The 14324-nt window shown below is 75.8% G+C and carries 15 protein-coding genes; 9 read left to right on the forward strand and 6 right to left on the reverse strand.

Annotated features, from left to right (window positions below):
* Window positions 1–282: 282 nt before the first annotated feature.
* The 4 genes from ACWGJO_RS03310 to ACWGJO_RS03325 all read left to right on the forward strand — a co-directional run bounded on the left by ACWGJO_RS03310 (window position 283) and on the right by ACWGJO_RS03325 (window position 2978).
* Window positions 283–708, forward strand: coding sequence for an ankyrin repeat domain-containing protein (locus tag ACWGJO_RS03310; RefSeq protein ID WP_452181902.1), 426 nt, complete (start codon window positions 283–285; stop codon window positions 706–708).
* A gap of 23 nt (window positions 709–731) precedes the next feature.
* Window positions 732–1247 (forward strand): GNAT family N-acetyltransferase, encoded by a 516-nt coding sequence (locus ACWGJO_RS03315; RefSeq protein ID WP_452181903.1) that lies wholly within the window; start codon window positions 732–734, stop codon window positions 1245–1247.
* Window positions 1248–1295: 48 nt separating this feature from the next.
* Window positions 1296–2402, forward strand: coding sequence for a serine hydrolase domain-containing protein (locus tag ACWGJO_RS03320; RefSeq protein WP_452181905.1), 1107 nt, complete (start codon window positions 1296–1298; stop codon window positions 2400–2402).
* Between the two features lie 75 nt (window positions 2403–2477).
* The gene (locus ACWGJO_RS03325; RefSeq protein WP_452181906.1) at window positions 2478–2978 is read left to right on the forward strand and encodes an NUDIX domain-containing protein; all 501 of its coding nucleotides are present in this window, start codon (window positions 2478–2480) and stop codon (window positions 2976–2978) included.
* Window positions 2979–2985: 7 nt separating this feature from the next.
* Here ACWGJO_RS03325 and ACWGJO_RS03330 read toward each other — a convergent pair whose 3' ends face one another.
* The 3 genes from ACWGJO_RS03330 to ACWGJO_RS03340 all read right to left on the reverse strand — a co-directional run bounded on the left by ACWGJO_RS03330 (window position 2986) and on the right by ACWGJO_RS03340 (window position 5402).
* Window positions 2986–3639: a vitamin K epoxide reductase family protein gene (locus tag ACWGJO_RS03330; protein ID WP_452181907.1), complete on the reverse strand. Its 654-nt coding sequence runs from the start codon at window positions 3637–3639 to the stop codon at window positions 2986–2988.
* Between the two features lie 106 nt (window positions 3640–3745).
* On the reverse strand, window positions 3746–4558 hold the full coding sequence (locus ACWGJO_RS03335) for a DsbA family protein (RefSeq protein WP_452181908.1): 813 nt from the start codon (window positions 4556–4558) through the stop codon (window positions 3746–3748).
* 169 nt (window positions 4559–4727) lie between these two features.
* Window positions 4728–5402, reverse strand: a complete 675-nt coding sequence (locus ACWGJO_RS03340) for a hypothetical protein (RefSeq protein WP_359909048.1) — start codon at window positions 5400–5402, stop codon at window positions 4728–4730.
* Between the two features lie 231 nt (window positions 5403–5633).
* Between ACWGJO_RS03340 and ACWGJO_RS03345 the strand changes: the two genes are divergently transcribed.
* Window positions 5634–6512: a CHAD domain-containing protein gene (locus tag ACWGJO_RS03345; RefSeq protein WP_387688377.1), complete on the forward strand. Its 879-nt coding sequence runs from the start codon at window positions 5634–5636 to the stop codon at window positions 6510–6512.
* 68 nt (window positions 6513–6580) lie between these two features.
* Here ACWGJO_RS03345 and ACWGJO_RS03350 read toward each other — a convergent pair whose 3' ends face one another.
* Window positions 6581–7435, reverse strand: coding sequence for a helix-turn-helix domain-containing protein (locus ACWGJO_RS03350; RefSeq protein WP_452181909.1), 855 nt, complete (start codon window positions 7433–7435; stop codon window positions 6581–6583).
* A gap of 118 nt (window positions 7436–7553) precedes the next feature.
* On the opposite strand from ACWGJO_RS03350, the gene ACWGJO_RS03355 reads away from it, so the two are divergent.
* On the forward strand, window positions 7554–8327 hold the full coding sequence (locus tag ACWGJO_RS03355; RefSeq protein WP_452181910.1) for an SDR family NAD(P)-dependent oxidoreductase: 774 nt from the start codon (window positions 7554–7556) through the stop codon (window positions 8325–8327).
* Window positions 8328–8377: 50 nt separating this feature from the next.
* On the opposite strand, the gene ACWGJO_RS03360 is transcribed toward ACWGJO_RS03355, so the two are convergent.
* Window positions 8378–9190 carry a uracil-DNA glycosylase gene (locus tag ACWGJO_RS03360; RefSeq protein WP_452181912.1) on the reverse strand — a complete coding sequence of 271 codons (813 nt, stop codon included), beginning with the start codon at window positions 9188–9190 and terminating at the stop codon, window positions 8378–8380.
* Between the two features lie 148 nt (window positions 9191–9338).
* Here ACWGJO_RS03360 and ACWGJO_RS03365 point away from each other — a divergent pair, with 148 nt between their 5' ends.
* The 3 genes from ACWGJO_RS03365 to ACWGJO_RS03375 all read left to right on the forward strand — a co-directional run bounded on the left by ACWGJO_RS03365 (window position 9339) and on the right by ACWGJO_RS03375 (window position 11354).
* A complete protein-coding gene (locus ACWGJO_RS03365) occupies window positions 9339–10403 on the forward strand; it encodes a slipin family protein (protein ID WP_452181913.1) in 1065 nt (354 codons plus the stop codon).
* An 80-nt stretch (window positions 10404–10483) separates the two neighbouring features.
* A complete protein-coding gene (locus tag ACWGJO_RS03370; protein WP_452181914.1) occupies window positions 10484–10933 on the forward strand; it encodes a CBS domain-containing protein in 450 nt (149 codons plus the stop codon).
* A 253-nt stretch (window positions 10934–11186) separates the two neighbouring features.
* The gene (locus tag ACWGJO_RS03375) at window positions 11187–11354 is read left to right on the forward strand and encodes a hypothetical protein (protein WP_452181915.1); all 168 of its coding nucleotides are present in this window, start codon (window positions 11187–11189) and stop codon (window positions 11352–11354) included.
* Window positions 11355–11375: 21 nt separating this feature from the next.
* Here ACWGJO_RS03375 and ACWGJO_RS03380 read toward each other — a convergent pair whose 3' ends face one another.
* Window positions 11376–14267, reverse strand: coding sequence for an FAD-binding and (Fe-S)-binding domain-containing protein (locus ACWGJO_RS03380; RefSeq protein WP_452181916.1), 2892 nt, complete (start codon window positions 14265–14267; stop codon window positions 11376–11378).
* Window positions 14268–14324 lie beyond the last annotated feature (57 nt).

Below are 14324 nucleotides of genomic sequence, written 5' to 3' on the forward strand. Positions count from 1 at the left end.
GTTCCGGTGACCGGGTGGCGGTATGCGACCCGGCCGGAGTGGGGCCGGGTGCCGAGAGGATTCGATGTGCCGAGGCATTCCCGGGCGGAGGACGGGAAGCTTCCGGGGGGTCCGGGAAGTTCGCTCGAATGGCTGCGCAACGCGCGCGGCCGTGTGTCGTGGCGGGCGCGGGCCGTCATCCGGATTCCGGACGCCCGCTGGCCCGTTCCGGCGCCGGCCGCTACCGTGCCCTGGGCGCAGCCCCGAGACCGCCCGACGACCCGACCGGAAAGGCCGCCCGCCATGACCGACGCCGCCAGCCAGCAGCCCGCCGACGCCCCCGACGCCCCCGACGCCGAGGTGATCGCGCTCGCCGGGAAGCTCTTCGACGCCGCCCGGGCCGGGGAGACCGAGACCCTCTCCGCCTACCTGGACGCCGGGGCCCCGGCCGACCTCACCAACGGCCGCGGCGACACCCTGGTGATGCTCGCCGCGTACCACGGCCACGCCGCGACGGTGGCGGAGCTGCTCCGGTACGGCGCCGACCCGAACCGCGCCAACGACCACGGGCAGACCCCGCTGGCCGGGGCCGTCTTCAAGGGCGCCACGGACGTGCTGGACGTCCTGCTGGCCGGCGGCGCCGACCCGCGGGCCGGCGCCCCGAGCGCCGTGGACACCGCCCGGATGTTCGGCAAGGACGACCTGGTCGCCCGGTTCGAGGCCCGCTGAGCGGGGATCGTAGGCTTTTCGGCATGAGCACCAGCACCGCCCGGGACACCGGCACCGTCGAGTTCCGCATCACCGGCTACGCCCACCCCGACGCCCAGACCCTGTCGGCCGAGGTGCAGCAGGAGTACGTGCGCCGCTACGGCGACCCGGACGAGACCGTCATGCGCCCCGAGGACTTCGAGGCGCCGGCCGGCCTGTTCATGATCGCCTACCTGGACGGCCGGCCGGTCGCCTGCGGCGGCTGGCGGGCCAAGCAGGCCGGCCCGGACGGCCTGCGCGACGGCGACGCGGAGCTGAAGCGGATGTTCGTGGTCCCCGCGGCCCGCGGCCGCGGCCTGGCCCGCGCGGTGCTGGGCCGCCTGGAGCGGACCGCGATCGAGGCCGGGCGGACCCGCTTCATCCTGGAGACCGGCACCGAGCAGCCCGAGGCCGTCGCGCTGTACCGGTCCGAGGGCTACGACGCGATCCGGAAGTTCGGCATCTACAAGGATCACGCGCAGAGTATCTGCCTCGGCAAGGAGCTCGCCGCGGCGGTCTGAGCGACCGCTGTGCGGGGAAGGCTTCCGTCGGCCCGAAGGGGGAGACGGATGAGTCACCGAGCACCCGGAGCCGACCGGCTCCCCGACCCGGACGCGCCCGGCGGGGAACTGGACCGGCTGGTCCGGGAGGGCGCGCGCACCGTCGGGGCGGGAGCCGTCTGGGCCGTCGGCGACGCCGGCGGCACGCTCGGCGGCGGCAGCCACGGTGTGCTCGGGCAGGGGCCGTACGCGCGGCTGCGGCCCGGGCCCGACACGCTGTACGACCTCGCCAGCCTCACCAAGGTCGTCGCGCTCTGGCCCTGCGCGGGGGTGCTGCGGCAATCCGGGCGGCTCCCGCTGGACGAGCCGCTCGGCCGCTGGTGGCCGCCGGCCGCCGGACACCCCGCCGGCGAGGTGACGGTCCGTCAACTCCTCACCCACACCGCGGGAATGCTCCCGTACACCCGCTTCGAGCAGCTCTACGGACGCGACCCCGCGGCGATCCGGGCCGGAGTGCTCGCCGCCCCGCTGCACCGCCCGCCGGGCACCGCCGTCGAGTACACCGACCGCGCCGCCGTCCTGCTCGCCCACCTGGTCGAGGACCTCGGCGGCGCGCCGCTGGACGGGCTCGCCGCGCGCTGGGTCTGGGGGCCGCTCGGCATGACCGACACCCGGTACGGCCCGCTCGGCGGCGCGCTCGCCGCCCGCACCGCGCCCACCGAGTACGAGGAGGGCGCCGGCACCCACCTGTGCGGCGTCGTCCACGACCCCTCCGCCCGGCTGCTCGGCGGGGTCTCCGGCAACGCCGGGGTCTTCTCCACCGCCCGCGACCTCGCCCGCTTCCTCACCGCGCTGCTCGTCCCGCCGCCCGGGGCGTTCTGGGGCGAGCCGTGGATCGACGAATCGCTGCGCGAGCACACCGGCGGCCTCGCCCCCGCCCGCGGCCTGTCCTGGCTGCACGCTCCCGGCACCGACCCGGCCGAGGGCACCTTCGTCCACTACGGCTTCACCGGCACCGGCTTCTGGGTCTCCCGCAGGCTCGGCCGCTGGGCCCTGCTGCTCACCAACAAGGTGCACTACGACCGGGGGATCCAGCAGCTCACCGACCTGCGCAACGCCTTCCGGCGGGCCGTGTTCGAACAGGCGCCCCCACCGGCACTCATTCGGGTGGATTAGGAGCCGACCGGCTTTCCCGGGGCCGCGATCGCGGCAGAGTGGCCGCGAGGACGGGAACCCGGCGGAGGAGGCGCGATGACGGACACCTGGGCACTCTCGGAGGAGGAGTGGCTCGCCGGGATGGTGCGCGCCTACGTCGGCTGCAGCGTCCTGCTCACCGACGGGCCGGGCCGGGTCCTGCTGCTGAAGGCCAGCTACCGCGACCAGTGGCAGTTCCCCGGCGGCGGGATGGACCGGGGGGAGGGGCCCGCCGAGTGCGCGGCCCGCGAACTGTACGAGGAGACCGGGCTGTTGGCCGGGCCGCTGCGGCTGCTCGTCGTGGAGTGGCGCGACTCGATCCCCGACCAGGGCGAACACGCCCACCCCGCCGTGCAGTTCATGTTCGACGGCGGGACGGTCGCGGACGGCACGGCGGTCCGGGCGCAGGCCGAGGAGGTCGCCGACCACGGCTGGTTCACCCCGGCCCGGGCCGCCGTCCTGCTGCAGCCCGGTGCGGCGCGCCGGCTCACCGCGGCCCTGGAGGCCCGGCGGACCGGCGCCGCCGCACTGCTGCACTCGGACGGGTACGTGGGGTGACGGACGATCAGAGCAGCGTGCTCCAGTAGGACCAGAAGCGGTTGAGGACCAGCAGCGCGATCACCGCCGCCCACAGCACCGGCAGCGCCCAGTGGTAGCGCGCCGCCTCCCGGACGACCACCCCCGCCCGCGGGCCCGCCGGGATCACGCCCGTGCGCAGGTTGTGCAGCGTCGTGTACCAGAACAGCACCACCACCGTGGCCCACACCACCATGCAGTACGGGCACAGCGCGCCGATGTCGTACAGCGCCTGGTAGATCAGCCAGTGCGCGAACACCACGCCCAGCGCGGTGCCGGCGTTCAGGCCCAGCCAGAACCAGCGCCGGTACCCGGCACCGGCGAGCAGCCCCGCGCCGATCGCCGTCAGCGCGCCGAAGGCGGCCAGCCCGAGCAGCGGGTTCGGGAAGCCGAAGACCTCCGCCTGTTCGGTGCGCATCACCGAACCGCAGCTGATGATCGGGTTGATGTTGCAGCTGGGGACGTAGGAGGGGTTCTCCAGGATGCGGAGCTTGTCGAAGGTCAGGACGGCCGAGGCGGCCAGCCCGACCAGGCCGCCCAGGAACAGCAGGAGGGCGTAGGCCCGGCTCGCGCCGATCGGGGCCCGGGCGGCGGCGGCATCGGGAGCGGAGCGGGACGGGTGCACGGTGGTAGCGGCGGTCATGACAGCACACTCCGGTGGCTGGCTGGGAGGAGCCGGCCCGGCCGGGAGTTCGGCCGGGCCGGGTGGTGCCGTACGGTGCGGTGGTGCGCGGGGGCGGAGGCGCGGCCTACTGGAGGCCGGCGGCCTGCTTCACCTGCGCGGTGAACTGCTCGGCCGGGACCACGGCGTTGCCGGCGAACAGGGTGATCTGCTTGCCGTCCACCTTGACGGTCGGCGTGCCGGTCACCCCGCTGCCGTTGAACGCGTCGGAGACCTTGGCAGCCCACGGGGCGTAGGTCTTGTCGGTCACCGCCTTCACGAAGGCGTCCGTCTTCAGCCCGGGCACCTGGCCGGCCAGGTCCAGGATGCGGTCGACGTCGCCGAAGCCGTCCTCGCGCTCGTCCGGCTGGTTGGCGTACAGCACGTCGTGGAACGCCTTGAACTGGTCCACGCCCTCGTTCAGCGCGGCGCCGGCCGCGGCCAGCGCGGTGCGCGAGCCCTTGCCGCCGAGGTTCTTGTCCAGGAACGCCGCCAGGTGGAACTCCACCTTGATCCGGCCGTCCTCGGTGAGCTTCTTGACGGTCTCGCCGTTGGCCACCTCGAAGTGCTTGCAGACCGGGCAGCGGAAGTCCTCGTAGATCTCCATGGTGTGCGGGGCGTCGGCCTTGCCGTAGGTGATCACCGTGCCGTTCGGGCCGGAGGCGTTGGCGGGGGTGACCAGCGGGGCCGACGCGGCGGCGGCGGACTTGTCGTTCTTGTCCGAGGCCGAGTTGATCGCGACGGCGACACCGCCCGCGAGGGCCAGCACGACGACCGCGGAAACCGTCACGACGATCCGCTGACGGCGCTTGGCGGCCTGCTGCTCGCGGCGCTGCGCCTCCTGGATCCGCTCACGGGCACTGATGCGCTTGGCCTGCTGCTTGCTGGGGGCCTGAGCCATGGGGAAGTCAACTCCTGTACGCGGCGCGCGGGTGCGCGCGGGGAGCCGCACCGGGTGCGGCGGGGTCGGTGAACGCGGGAGTCGTGCGCACTGCCTGCGGGCGTACCGGGGCCGTCCGGCCGGGTACGGGGGTGATCAGGTCGGGACGGTGATCAGGTCGGGACGGTGATCAGCAGGCAGGCGCGAAGGCGGGCGGGCCGCGCCGGGGCGCCGGGCTCAGCACCACGTCCTCGCGGCGCGGCCGGGCACGGTCCGACACCGGCAGCGGCACCCGCAGCACCGGACGCACCGGCGCGGGGAGCAGCAGGACGACCAGGGCGCGCAGCGGGCCGGCCAGCGACTGGCGCAGCGCGCACAGCGCCCGGGCCAGGCCGGACAGGGCGGCGTCGCCCATCCGCAGCCAGGCCGAGGCGGCGAGGGCGATCACCACGTGCACCAGCAGGAGCAGCAGCTGGGTCGCGGCGGGGGCCAACTGCCCGGCGTGGCCCAGCGGGCCGCTCAGCAGCGAGCCGTCCACCGACCCGCCGCCGCAGACCAGCAGGTTCACCCCGCGGGCGGGCACCTGACCGGCCAGCACCGGCGAACAGCCGGCCTGGCCCAGGTTGAACGTGGTGTTGAGCAGCAGCTCGACCGGCACCATCACGCCGGAGATGTGCAGCATCCGCCGTTCCCCGCCGGCCAGGACGGCCGCGACCAGGAAGACGACGGCACCGGCCGAGGCCACCAGCGACAGCGGCAGCGGGCGGCCCGTGATGACGACCTGGCCCAACGCGGCCATCGGCACGGCGAGCGCGGTGAACACCGCGGCCCGCAGGGCCCTGGTCGCACGGGAGGAGGTCGTCACGCTCCGGAGTATGTCATGGCGCTCGCATCCGGCACGAGGGCCCGTAGGTCCCTGGTCCGGCTGACGCGGGATCAGTAGCCTGCGGGGTTCGACAGCGGGTTCGACAGCGGGTTCGACAGCGGGCCCGGCCGCCCGCGGGGTCGCCCGCCCGGCTGCCGCGCGGGCGACAGCGGCCCGACGCGGATTAGCCTGGAAGGCGTTCCCGCTGACCCGACGAGGGGGCGAGCGTCCATGGCGAGACCCGACACCACGGTGGGGCAGGTGCTGCTGGCCCGCCTGGAGACGCAGGCGGCAGTGCTGGCCGGCCTGGACGACGCCGTCCGGGCGGACGAGCCGGACGCCGTGCACCGGATGCGGGTCGCATGCCGGCGGCTGCGCAGCGCCCTGCAGACCTTCCGGCGGCTGGTCGCCCCCGGAGCGACCGACGAGCTGGTCGCCGAGCTGCGCTGGCTCGGCGGCGTCCTGGGCAGGGCGCGGGACCGCGAGGTGCTGGCCGCACGGCTGGCCGCCGAGGCCCGCGAGCTGCCCGCCGGGTGCGGCCCGCAGCGGGTCGCCGCAGCGCTGGACCGGTGGGGCGAGGCCGAGTACCGCGCCATCTGGCCCGAGGTGGTCGCCGCCCTGGACAGCCCCCGCCGCCGGGCGCTCGGCGAGGCTCTCGCCGGCTTCCTCGCGGACCCGCCGCTGCGCCGGCGTGCCGCCCGCAGCGCCGTCCCGGAGCTCTCCCGCATCGCCGCCCGCGAGCAGCGTCGTACGGCCGGGCGGGTCGGGGCGGCCCTTGCAGCCGCCCCCGACGAGCGGACCCGCGCGCTCCACGAGGCCCGCAAGGCGGCCAAGCGCGCCCGCTACGCCGGTGAGGCCGCCGCCCCGGCGGCCGGCGCCCGGGCCGAGCGCTACGCGAAGCGGATGAAGGCCGTCCAGGAGGTGCTGGGCGAGCACCAGGACGCCGTGGTGGCCGCGACCGCCCTCGCGACCCACGCGGTCACCGGTGGCGAGCCGTTCGGGTACGGCGCCCTGTACGGGCGTCAGCTGGCGTCGGCCGAGGCCGCCCGGCGGCGCCTGCCGGATGTCTGGCGGCGGGCGGGCAAGCGGAAGCTGGCCCGGTTCGGGTAGGGCGTGTCCCGCGGATCTCCGCTCTCCGCCGGGTGCGCGAAGAGTCGCGGGACCCCCCGGGGCGGCGGCTACCCCGGGGCGGCGGCGGTCCGGGGCCGGTCCCCGCCGGCCGCCGCGAAGGCGTGCCGGGTGGGGCTGTCGGGCGGGGCGAGGAAGGCGAAGAGGTGGCGGCCGTCCTCGGGGAGGGGCAGGACGGTGTAGTCGAGGACGGTGGCGGCGAGGGCCGGGTGGCGGACATGGAGGCGGCCGGGGCGGGGCGGGGCGGCGCGGTGGCGGTCCCAGAGCTCGGCGAAGACGGGGCTGTCGGCCGACAGCCGGTGGACCAGGGCGAGCAGGGCGCGGTCGCGGGGCCGGTCGGCGTGCTGGGCGCGCAGTGAGGCGACCAGGTCGGCGCCGATCGAGCCCTCGGCGGCCGTGTTGCCCTGTGAGCGGTCCCGGTACGGGCAGCAGAACACCTGCCAGAGCAGGTTCCGTTCACGGGCCGGCCGTCGTTCCGGCCCGGCCAGCAGCAGGGCGGCGGGCCGGTTCCAGGCCAGCAGGTCGAAGGTGGGGCCGGTGACGAAGGCGGGCGCGGCGTCCAGGGTGTCCAGCAGGGCGAGGGTGGTCGCAGGGAGCGCCGGGGCTTCGGCGGGCGGCGGGGCCGGGCGGTGCGGGCGGGCGGCCAGCCGGTGCAGGTAGCCGCGCTCGGGGGCGGTCAGTTGCAGGGCCTCGGCGAGGCCGTCGAGGACCGGGCCGGTCGGCACCCGTTGGCGGCCCTGTTCCAGGCGGGCGTAGTAGTCGGCCGAGATCCCGGCGCGGGCGGCGACCTCCTCGCGGCGCAGTCCGGGGGTACGGCGGCGTCCGGAGGCGGGCAGGCCGGCGTCGGCGGGCGCGAGTCGGGAGCGGCGGGCGCGGAGGAAGGCGCCCAGCGGGGTCTCGGGCATGCGCGTCAGGCTGCCACAGCTCGCCCGGGACAGCCAGGACCTGGCTGTCCCAGGAAGCCGGTTCCCGGGGAGCGTCCGGCCGCTGGTGGGCCGGCGGGTACGGCGGCAGGCTCGCCGCATGGGACTTCTCGACGACAAGGTCACGATCGTCACCGGCGCCGGGCGGGGCATCGGCGCGGCCGCCGCCCGGCTGTTCGCCCGGGAGGGCGCGCTGCTGGTGCTCGCCGCCCGCTCCGGCACCGAGGTGGAGGAGCTGGCCACCGAGTTGCGCGCCACCGGGGCCGAGGCGGTGGCGGTCGCCGCCGATCTGACCACGGCCGCCGGTGCGCGGCGGACGGTGGACACGGCACTGGAGGCTTTCGGCCGGCTGGACGCGGCCTTCGACAACGCGGGCAACGGCCTGCCGCCGGTCCCGCTCACCGAGCGTTCGGAGTCGGAGTGGGACGACACCCACGCGCTCAACCTGCGCGGCACCTGGCTCTGTCTGCGGGCCCAGCTGCGGGCGATGACGGAGGCCGGGCGCGGCGGCGCGGTGGTGCTCAACTCCGGTGTGGGGGCGCTGGTCGGGGGCTTCGGCGACGGCGCCCAGCAGGCCGCCAAGCACGGTCTGAGCGGTCTGGTGAAGGCGGCCACCGCCGATCACGCCCGGCACGGCATCAGGGTCAACGCCGTCGCGCCGGGGGTGGTGCGCACGCCGGGTACCGAGCCGTTCTTCGGGTCCGGGCCGGAGTTCGCCGCACTGGTGGAGCGCTCCACGCCGCTGGGCCGGCCGGGTACGGACGAGGAGGTGGCGCAGGCGGCCGCCTGGCTGCTGAGCGACCGGGCCTCGTACGTCGCGGGCGTGACGCTGCCGGTGGACGGCGGGATCACGGCCACCCGGCGGTTCGACTGACCGGCCCGCGCGAGCGGGGTCGAGCGGGCGAGGCCACCGGCGGGGGCGCGCTACCGGGGGTCGAGCCCCGCCGAGCGGGCCGCCTCGCGCAGCAGGTCCCGGAGCATAGCGGTGGTCAGCCGGCCGGTGTTCGTGTTGCGCGGGCTCACGTGGTAGCAGCCGTACATCCGCAGGTCCGGGCCGCCGTCGCGGGCCGGGAAGACGGCGAGGGCGGCGTGGCCGAAGGCGGGGCGGGGGCGGGGGACCCGCCAGCCGGCGTCCGCGATCACCGGCAGCATCGCCTGCCAGGCGAAGCCGCCGAGGGCGACGACGGTGCGCACGGTGGGGCGCATCAGCTCCAGCTCCCGGGTGATCCAGGGCCGGCAGGTGTCGCGTTCGGCCGTGCTGGGCTTGTTGTCCGGCGGGGCGCAGCGGACCGGGTCGGTGATCCGGACGCCGGACAGCTCCAGGCCGTCGCCGTGGCGGACGGACTCGGGGCGGTTGGCGAACCCGAGCTCGTACAGGGCGGCGTAGAGCAGGTCGCCGGAGGGGTCGCCGGTGAAGATCCGGCCGGTGCGGTTGGCGCCGTGGGCGGCGGGGGCGAGGCCGACCAGGACGAGCGGGGCGTCCGGCGGCCCGAAGCCCGGGACGGGGCGGGCCCAGTAGTCCCAGTCCCGGTAGGCGCGGCGCTTGGTCCGGGCGGTCTCCTCTCGCCACTGGACCAGGCGCGGGCAGGCCCGGCAGCCGGTGACGACGCGGTCCAGCGCGGCGAGTCCGCCGGCCCGGACGGCCGCCTCGGCGGGATGGCGGGGGTCGGCGGGATCGTCGGCGGGGTCGTCGGCGGGGTCGTCGGCGGGCGAGGAGGACGCGGCCACGGTCGGCATGGCCAGGATCCTAGAGGCTCCGGGACGTTCGCTCCGGCGCGGACCGGGCAGGCGTAGCGTGGAATCAGTTGTTCCGGCGGTCCCCGGCCGATCAGGGTCGGCGCAGGCCGGACACGCCGGTGTGCGCGCGGGCCACGAGGAGGCCGCCATGATCGTCGATGCGGTGCTGGGGGCCCTCGGAGCACTGGCCGGGCTGGGGGCGATCTGGGCGAGCCTGAGCATCAGGGTCGTCCAGCAGTTCCAGAAGGGCGTGGTGTTCCGCTTCGGGAAGGTGCGCGACGAGGTGCGCGATCCCGGGCTGGTGGCGCTGATGCCGATCGCGGACCGGCTGCGCAAGGTGAACGTGCAGATCGTGACGATGCCGATCCCGGCGCAGGAGGGCATCACCCGGGACAACGTGACCGTGCGGGTGGACGCGGTGGTCTACTTCCGGGTGGAGGACCCGGTGAAGGCCACGGTCAACGTGCAGGACTACAACTTCGCGATCTCCCAGGTCGCGCAGACCTCGCTGCGCTCGATCATCGGCAAGAGCGAGCTGGACGACCTGCTGGCCAACCGGGAACCGATCAACCAGGGGCTGGAGTTGATGATCGACAGTCCGGCGCTGGGCTGGGGCATCGAGATCGACCGGGTGGAGATCAAGGACGTCGCGCTGCCGGAGTCGATGAAGCGCTCGATCGCCCGGCAGGCGGAGGCCGAGCGGGAGCGGCGGGCCCGGATCATCACGGCGGACGGCGAGTACCAGGCCTCGGAGCGGCTGTCGGACGCCGCGGCGGTGATGAGCAAGACCCCGGCCGCGCTCCAACTGCGGCTGTTGCAGACCGTGGTGGAGGTGGCCGCGGAGAAGAACTCGACGCTGGTGCTGCCCTTCCCGGTGGAGCTGCTGCGCTTCCTGGACAGCGCGACGGAGGTCCAGCAGCGGAACCTGCTGACGGCTGCCGCGGTCGCGGCCGGGGCGAAGGCCGTGGAGGAGGCGGTGGAGAGCGGCGAGGTGTCGGAGGAGGAGCTCGAACCGGAGCAGCCCAGGCACGAACCCCCGCCCCTGGAGGAGGTGTTGGAGAAGTCGCCGCTGGTCGGTCCGGAGTCGCCGGACGGCGGGGTCGGGCAGGGCGGCCGGGTTGAGGAGAGCGGTCGGGTCGAGCAGGGCGGCGGGGCCGAGCAGGGCGGCGGGGCCGAGCAGGGCGGCCGTACGGGCCCGGCCGGGGGCGGCTGAGCGCGCCGGCCCCGGTGGCGTCGGCCACCGGCCCGGACCACGATGGACGGGGGAGGGGAAGCCAGGCCAGGAGGCGGACCATGACCATAGCCAGCGACATCATGCACCCGGGCGCCGAGTGCATCCGCGAGCACGAGACGCTCGCGGCCGCCGCCCGGATCATGCGGGAACGCCATGTGGGCGCCCTGCCCATCTGCGGGCCGGGCGACAAGCTGCTGGGGATCGTGACCGACCGCGACATCGTGCTGCGCTGCGTCGCCGAGGGCCGTGACCCGGCGTCGGTGACGGCGGGCGAGCTGGCGCAGGGGCGCCCGATGACGGTGGAGGCGGACGAGGACTGCGAACAGGTGCTGCGGGTGATGGAGCAGTACCAGGTGCGCCGGCTGCCGGTGATCAACCACCCCGAGCACAAGCTGGTCGGCATGATCAGCGAGGCGGACATCGCGCGCGGTCTGCCGCGGGCGCGGGTCGCCGAGTTCGTCTCGGCGGTCTGCGCGGAACAGGAGCCCGCGGGGGCCGCCCGGGGCTGACACCGTCGAGCGCCCGCGGGCGCGGAAGCCGGGTGCCGGGGGCCGGGTGTCAGGTGCCGGGCGGGTCATCCCAGGGCGTGGACGGCGGTGGCGTGGGCGGCGGGGTCCTCGGTGCCGCCGGTGCCCCCGGTGTCTTCAGCGCCTTCGATGACGAGGGTGATGTCGAGGAAGGCGCCGGAAGAAGTGGCCGGAGGCCGTCAGCCGTCCGGTGGCGCGCCCGGGATCGCTTCGACTGTTCGGCGGAACAGTCGAGTTGATCGAGGACGCGGCCGCCGGCGGCTGGCGCTGGACGGCCGCCGGCGCCGACGGCACGACCGGCGGGGCCGCCGTCGGCCACCCGACGAGGGAGGAGGCGGCGGCGCACGCCGGGGCCTTCCTCGCGGCGCACGCACCCGGCAAGGAGCCGCAGGGCACCCGATAGGGCGTGCCGGACGCGCCCTCGTCACCTCCCGGACCGCAGCTCCCGGGCGATCAGTTCCGCCAGGTGCAGGGCCTGTTGCCCGTCGGCGAGTTGGGCGATCTGGGTGCGGCAGCTGAAGCCGTCCGCGAGGACCACCGTTCGTGGCCCGGCGGCCCGCACCTCGGGCAGCAGCACCCGCTCCGCGATGGCCTCGGACACCTCGAAGTGGCCCCGCGCGAAGCCGAAGTCGCCCGCCAGGCCGCAGCAGCCGGAGTCCAGCACCCGGTTGTTCAGGCCGAGCCGGGCCTCCACCCGGCGGTCGGCGGCGCTGCCGAGCACCGCGTGCTGGTGGCAGTGCGTCTGGGTGAGGGCGTCCAGCGGGATCCGGGGGAGCGGGGCGTCCGGGGCGTACTCGTCGAGGAACTCGGCGAAGGTGCGGGTGCGGTCGGCGAGCGGGCGGCCCTGTGTGCCGAGCAGCCGGGGCAGGTCCTCGCGCAGCATCGCGGTGCAGCTGGGGTCCAGGCCGACCACGGGGGTGTCGGCCTGGACCCCGGCTCCTGTCAGCGCGCGCAGGCTGCGCCGCAACACCCTTCGGGCGGTTACGAGTTGGCCGGTGGAGTACCAGGTGAGGCCGCAGCAGACCGGTCCTGCGGGCAGCCGGACGTCGAAGCCCAGGTGCTCCAGCACCTCGACGGCCGAGCGCAGCACGTTCGGCTGGAGGTGGTCGGAGAAGGTGTCCGGCCACAGCAGCACCGGCCGGGCGCCCGCCGGGGCCGGGTGGGCGGCGCGGTGCCGCCGGTACCAGGCGGTGAAGGTCTCCGGCGGGAGGACGGGCAGCACCCGGCGCGGGTCGATCCCGCCGAGCCGTTTGATCGGCCCGCCGGCCCGGGAGCGGGCGAGCGTGTTGGCCGCCCCGGGGGCGAGCGCGACGGCCCGCAGCCAGAGCGGCAGCCAGCCCATCGAGTAGTGCGCGAGCGGCCGCGGCCGGTGCCGGTAGTGCTGGTACAGGAACTCGGACTTGTAGGTCGCCATGTCGACGTGGACCGGGCAGTCGCTCGCGCAGCCCTTGCAGCTCAGGCAGAGGTCCAGCGCCTCCCGGACCTCCTCCGAACGCCAGCCGTCCGGGACGGCGTCCCCGCGCAGCATCTCGGCGAGCAGCCGGGCCCGCCCCCGGGTGGAGTGCCGCTCCTCGCCGGTGGCCAGGTAGCTCGGGCACATCACCCCGCTGCCCGGGGCCACGCACTTGGCGACGCCCACGCAGCGGTGCACCGCCTTGACCAGGCTGCCGCCGTCCTGTTCGTACGGGAGGGCCAGCGGCAGCGTGCGGCGCGGGGCGGTGACGAAGCGCAGGTCGGCGTCGAGCGGGCGGGGATCGACCAGGGCGCCCGGGTTGAGCAGGTTCTCCGGGTCCCAGATCCGCTTGAACTCGCCGAAGAGGCCGATGACTTCGGGTGGGTACATGCGTGGCAGCAGCTCGGCCCGGGCCTGGCCGTCGCCGTGCTCGCCGGAGAGCGAACCGCCGTACGAGACCGCCAGATCGGCCGCCTGCTCCAGGAACTCCCGGAAGACCAGCACCCCTTGGGGTTCGTCCAGCGGGAAGTCGATCCGCAGGTGCACGCAGCCGTCGCCGAAGTGCCCGTACGGGACGCCGCGCAGGCTGTGCCGGCGCAGCAGGGCGCGCAGGTCCCGCAGGTAGTCGCCGAGCCGCTCGGGCGGGACGGCGGAGTCCTCCCAGCCGGGCCAGGCCTCGCCGCCCCCGGGCAGCCGGGTGACGATTCCCGCGCCGGCCTCCCGGACGGCCCACAGCTGGCGCTGCTCGACCGGGTCGGTGACCAGGGCGACGGAGGCCGAGCGCTCGCGTCGCACCGCGTCGCCCAGCCGGCGGGCGGCCTGGTAGGCGGCCAACGGGGTGTCGCCGCCGGTCTCCAGGAACAGCCAGCACTCGCCGGCGGGCAGCCGGTCCAGGGCGGGCGGGCGCGGGCCGGCGGCGAGCAGTGCGGCGATCAGGTCGGCCGCCATGCCCTCGGCGGTCAGCGGACCGTACGGGAGCAGCGCCGGGACGGCGTCGGCGGCGGCGCCCTCGTCGGGGTAGCCGGCCACCACCAGGGCCCGCGCGGGCGGGTCCTCGACCAGGCGGACGGTGGCGCCGAGCAGCAGTGCGCAGGTGCCCTCGGTGCCGGTGAGCGCCCGGGCCAGGTCGTGGCCGTGCTCGGGCAGTAGCGCGTCCAGCGGGTAGCCGGAGGTGCGGCGGGGCAGTTGCGGCATGCCCTGCCGGATGACGGCGAGGTTGCGGTCGGTGAACTCCTGCAGCTCGGTGTGGAGTTCGCCGACCCGCCCGGGCCGTGCGGCGAGCGCGGCGCGCTCCGCGGCGGTGAGCCGCCCGCCGACGGTCAGCTCGGTGCCGTCCGCGAGCAGCAGCTCCAGCCGCTCGACGTTGTCGGCGGTGCGCCCCCAGGCCAGCGAGTGCGAGCCGCAGGAGTCGTTGCCGATCATGCCGCCGAGGGTGCAGCGGCTGTGCGTGGACGGGTCGGGGCCGAAGCGCAGTCCGTGGGGCCGGGCGGCGCGCTGGAGGTCGTCCAGCACGGTGCCGGGCTGGACGCGCGCGGTGCGGGCCCGCGGGTCGAGCTCCAGCACCGCGCCGAGGTGGCGGCGGAAGTCCAGTACAACCGCCCCCGGGCCGATCGCCTGCCCGCCGATGCTGGTCCCGGCCCCGCGCGCCACCACCGGCACCCGGTGCTCGCGGCAGAGCGCCAGCGCGGTGCGCACGTCGTCGAGGTCGGCGGGCTTGACCACGCCGAGCGGCAACTGCCGGTAGTTGGAGGCGTCCTGACTGTAGACGGTGCGTTCGGCGGCGCCGAAGCGGACCTCGCCGCGCAGCACGGCGGACAGCGCGCGGGCCAGCTCGGCCCCGGGGGCGGCGGACGGACGGCTCACCAGGGACCTCCCAGGAGTACGGCTCCGCCGATGATCGCAGCCGTACCGCCGCACCGG

Source organism: Kitasatospora sp. NPDC054795, assembly GCF_053611565.1.

Coding starts and splice junctions, on each gene's coding strand:
- ACWGJO_RS03365 (WP_452181913.1), top strand. CDS start 9,339: ATGATCGTCGATGCGGTGCTGGGGGCCCTCGGAGCACTGGCCGGGCTG.
- ACWGJO_RS03310 (WP_452181902.1), top strand. CDS start 283: ATGACCGACGCCGCCAGCCAGCAGCCCGCCGACGCCCCCGACGCCCCC.
- ACWGJO_RS03325 (WP_452181906.1), top strand. CDS start 2,478: ATGACGGACACCTGGGCACTCTCGGAGGAGGAGTGGCTCGCCGGGATG.
- ACWGJO_RS03330 (WP_452181907.1), bottom strand. CDS start 3,639: ATGACCGCCGCTACCACCGTGCACCCGTCCCGCTCCGCTCCCGATGCC.
- ACWGJO_RS03370 (WP_452181914.1), top strand. CDS start 10,484: ATGACCATAGCCAGCGACATCATGCACCCGGGCGCCGAGTGCATCCGC.
- ACWGJO_RS03315 (WP_452181903.1), top strand. CDS start 732: ATGAGCACCAGCACCGCCCGGGACACCGGCACCGTCGAGTTCCGCATC.
- ACWGJO_RS03350 (WP_452181909.1), bottom strand. CDS start 7,435: ATGCCCGAGACCCCGCTGGGCGCCTTCCTCCGCGCCCGCCGCTCCCGA.
- ACWGJO_RS03335 (WP_452181908.1), bottom strand. CDS start 4,558: ATGGCTCAGGCCCCCAGCAAGCAGCAGGCCAAGCGCATCAGTGCCCGT.
- ACWGJO_RS03360 (WP_452181912.1), bottom strand. CDS start 9,190: ATGCCGACCGTGGCCGCGTCCTCCTCGCCCGCCGACGACCCCGCCGAC.
- ACWGJO_RS03345 (WP_387688377.1), top strand. CDS start 5,634: ATGGCGAGACCCGACACCACGGTGGGGCAGGTGCTGCTGGCCCGCCTG.
- ACWGJO_RS03320 (WP_452181905.1), top strand. CDS start 1,296: ATGAGTCACCGAGCACCCGGAGCCGACCGGCTCCCCGACCCGGACGCG.
- ACWGJO_RS03355 (WP_452181910.1), top strand. CDS start 7,554: ATGGGACTTCTCGACGACAAGGTCACGATCGTCACCGGCGCCGGGCGG.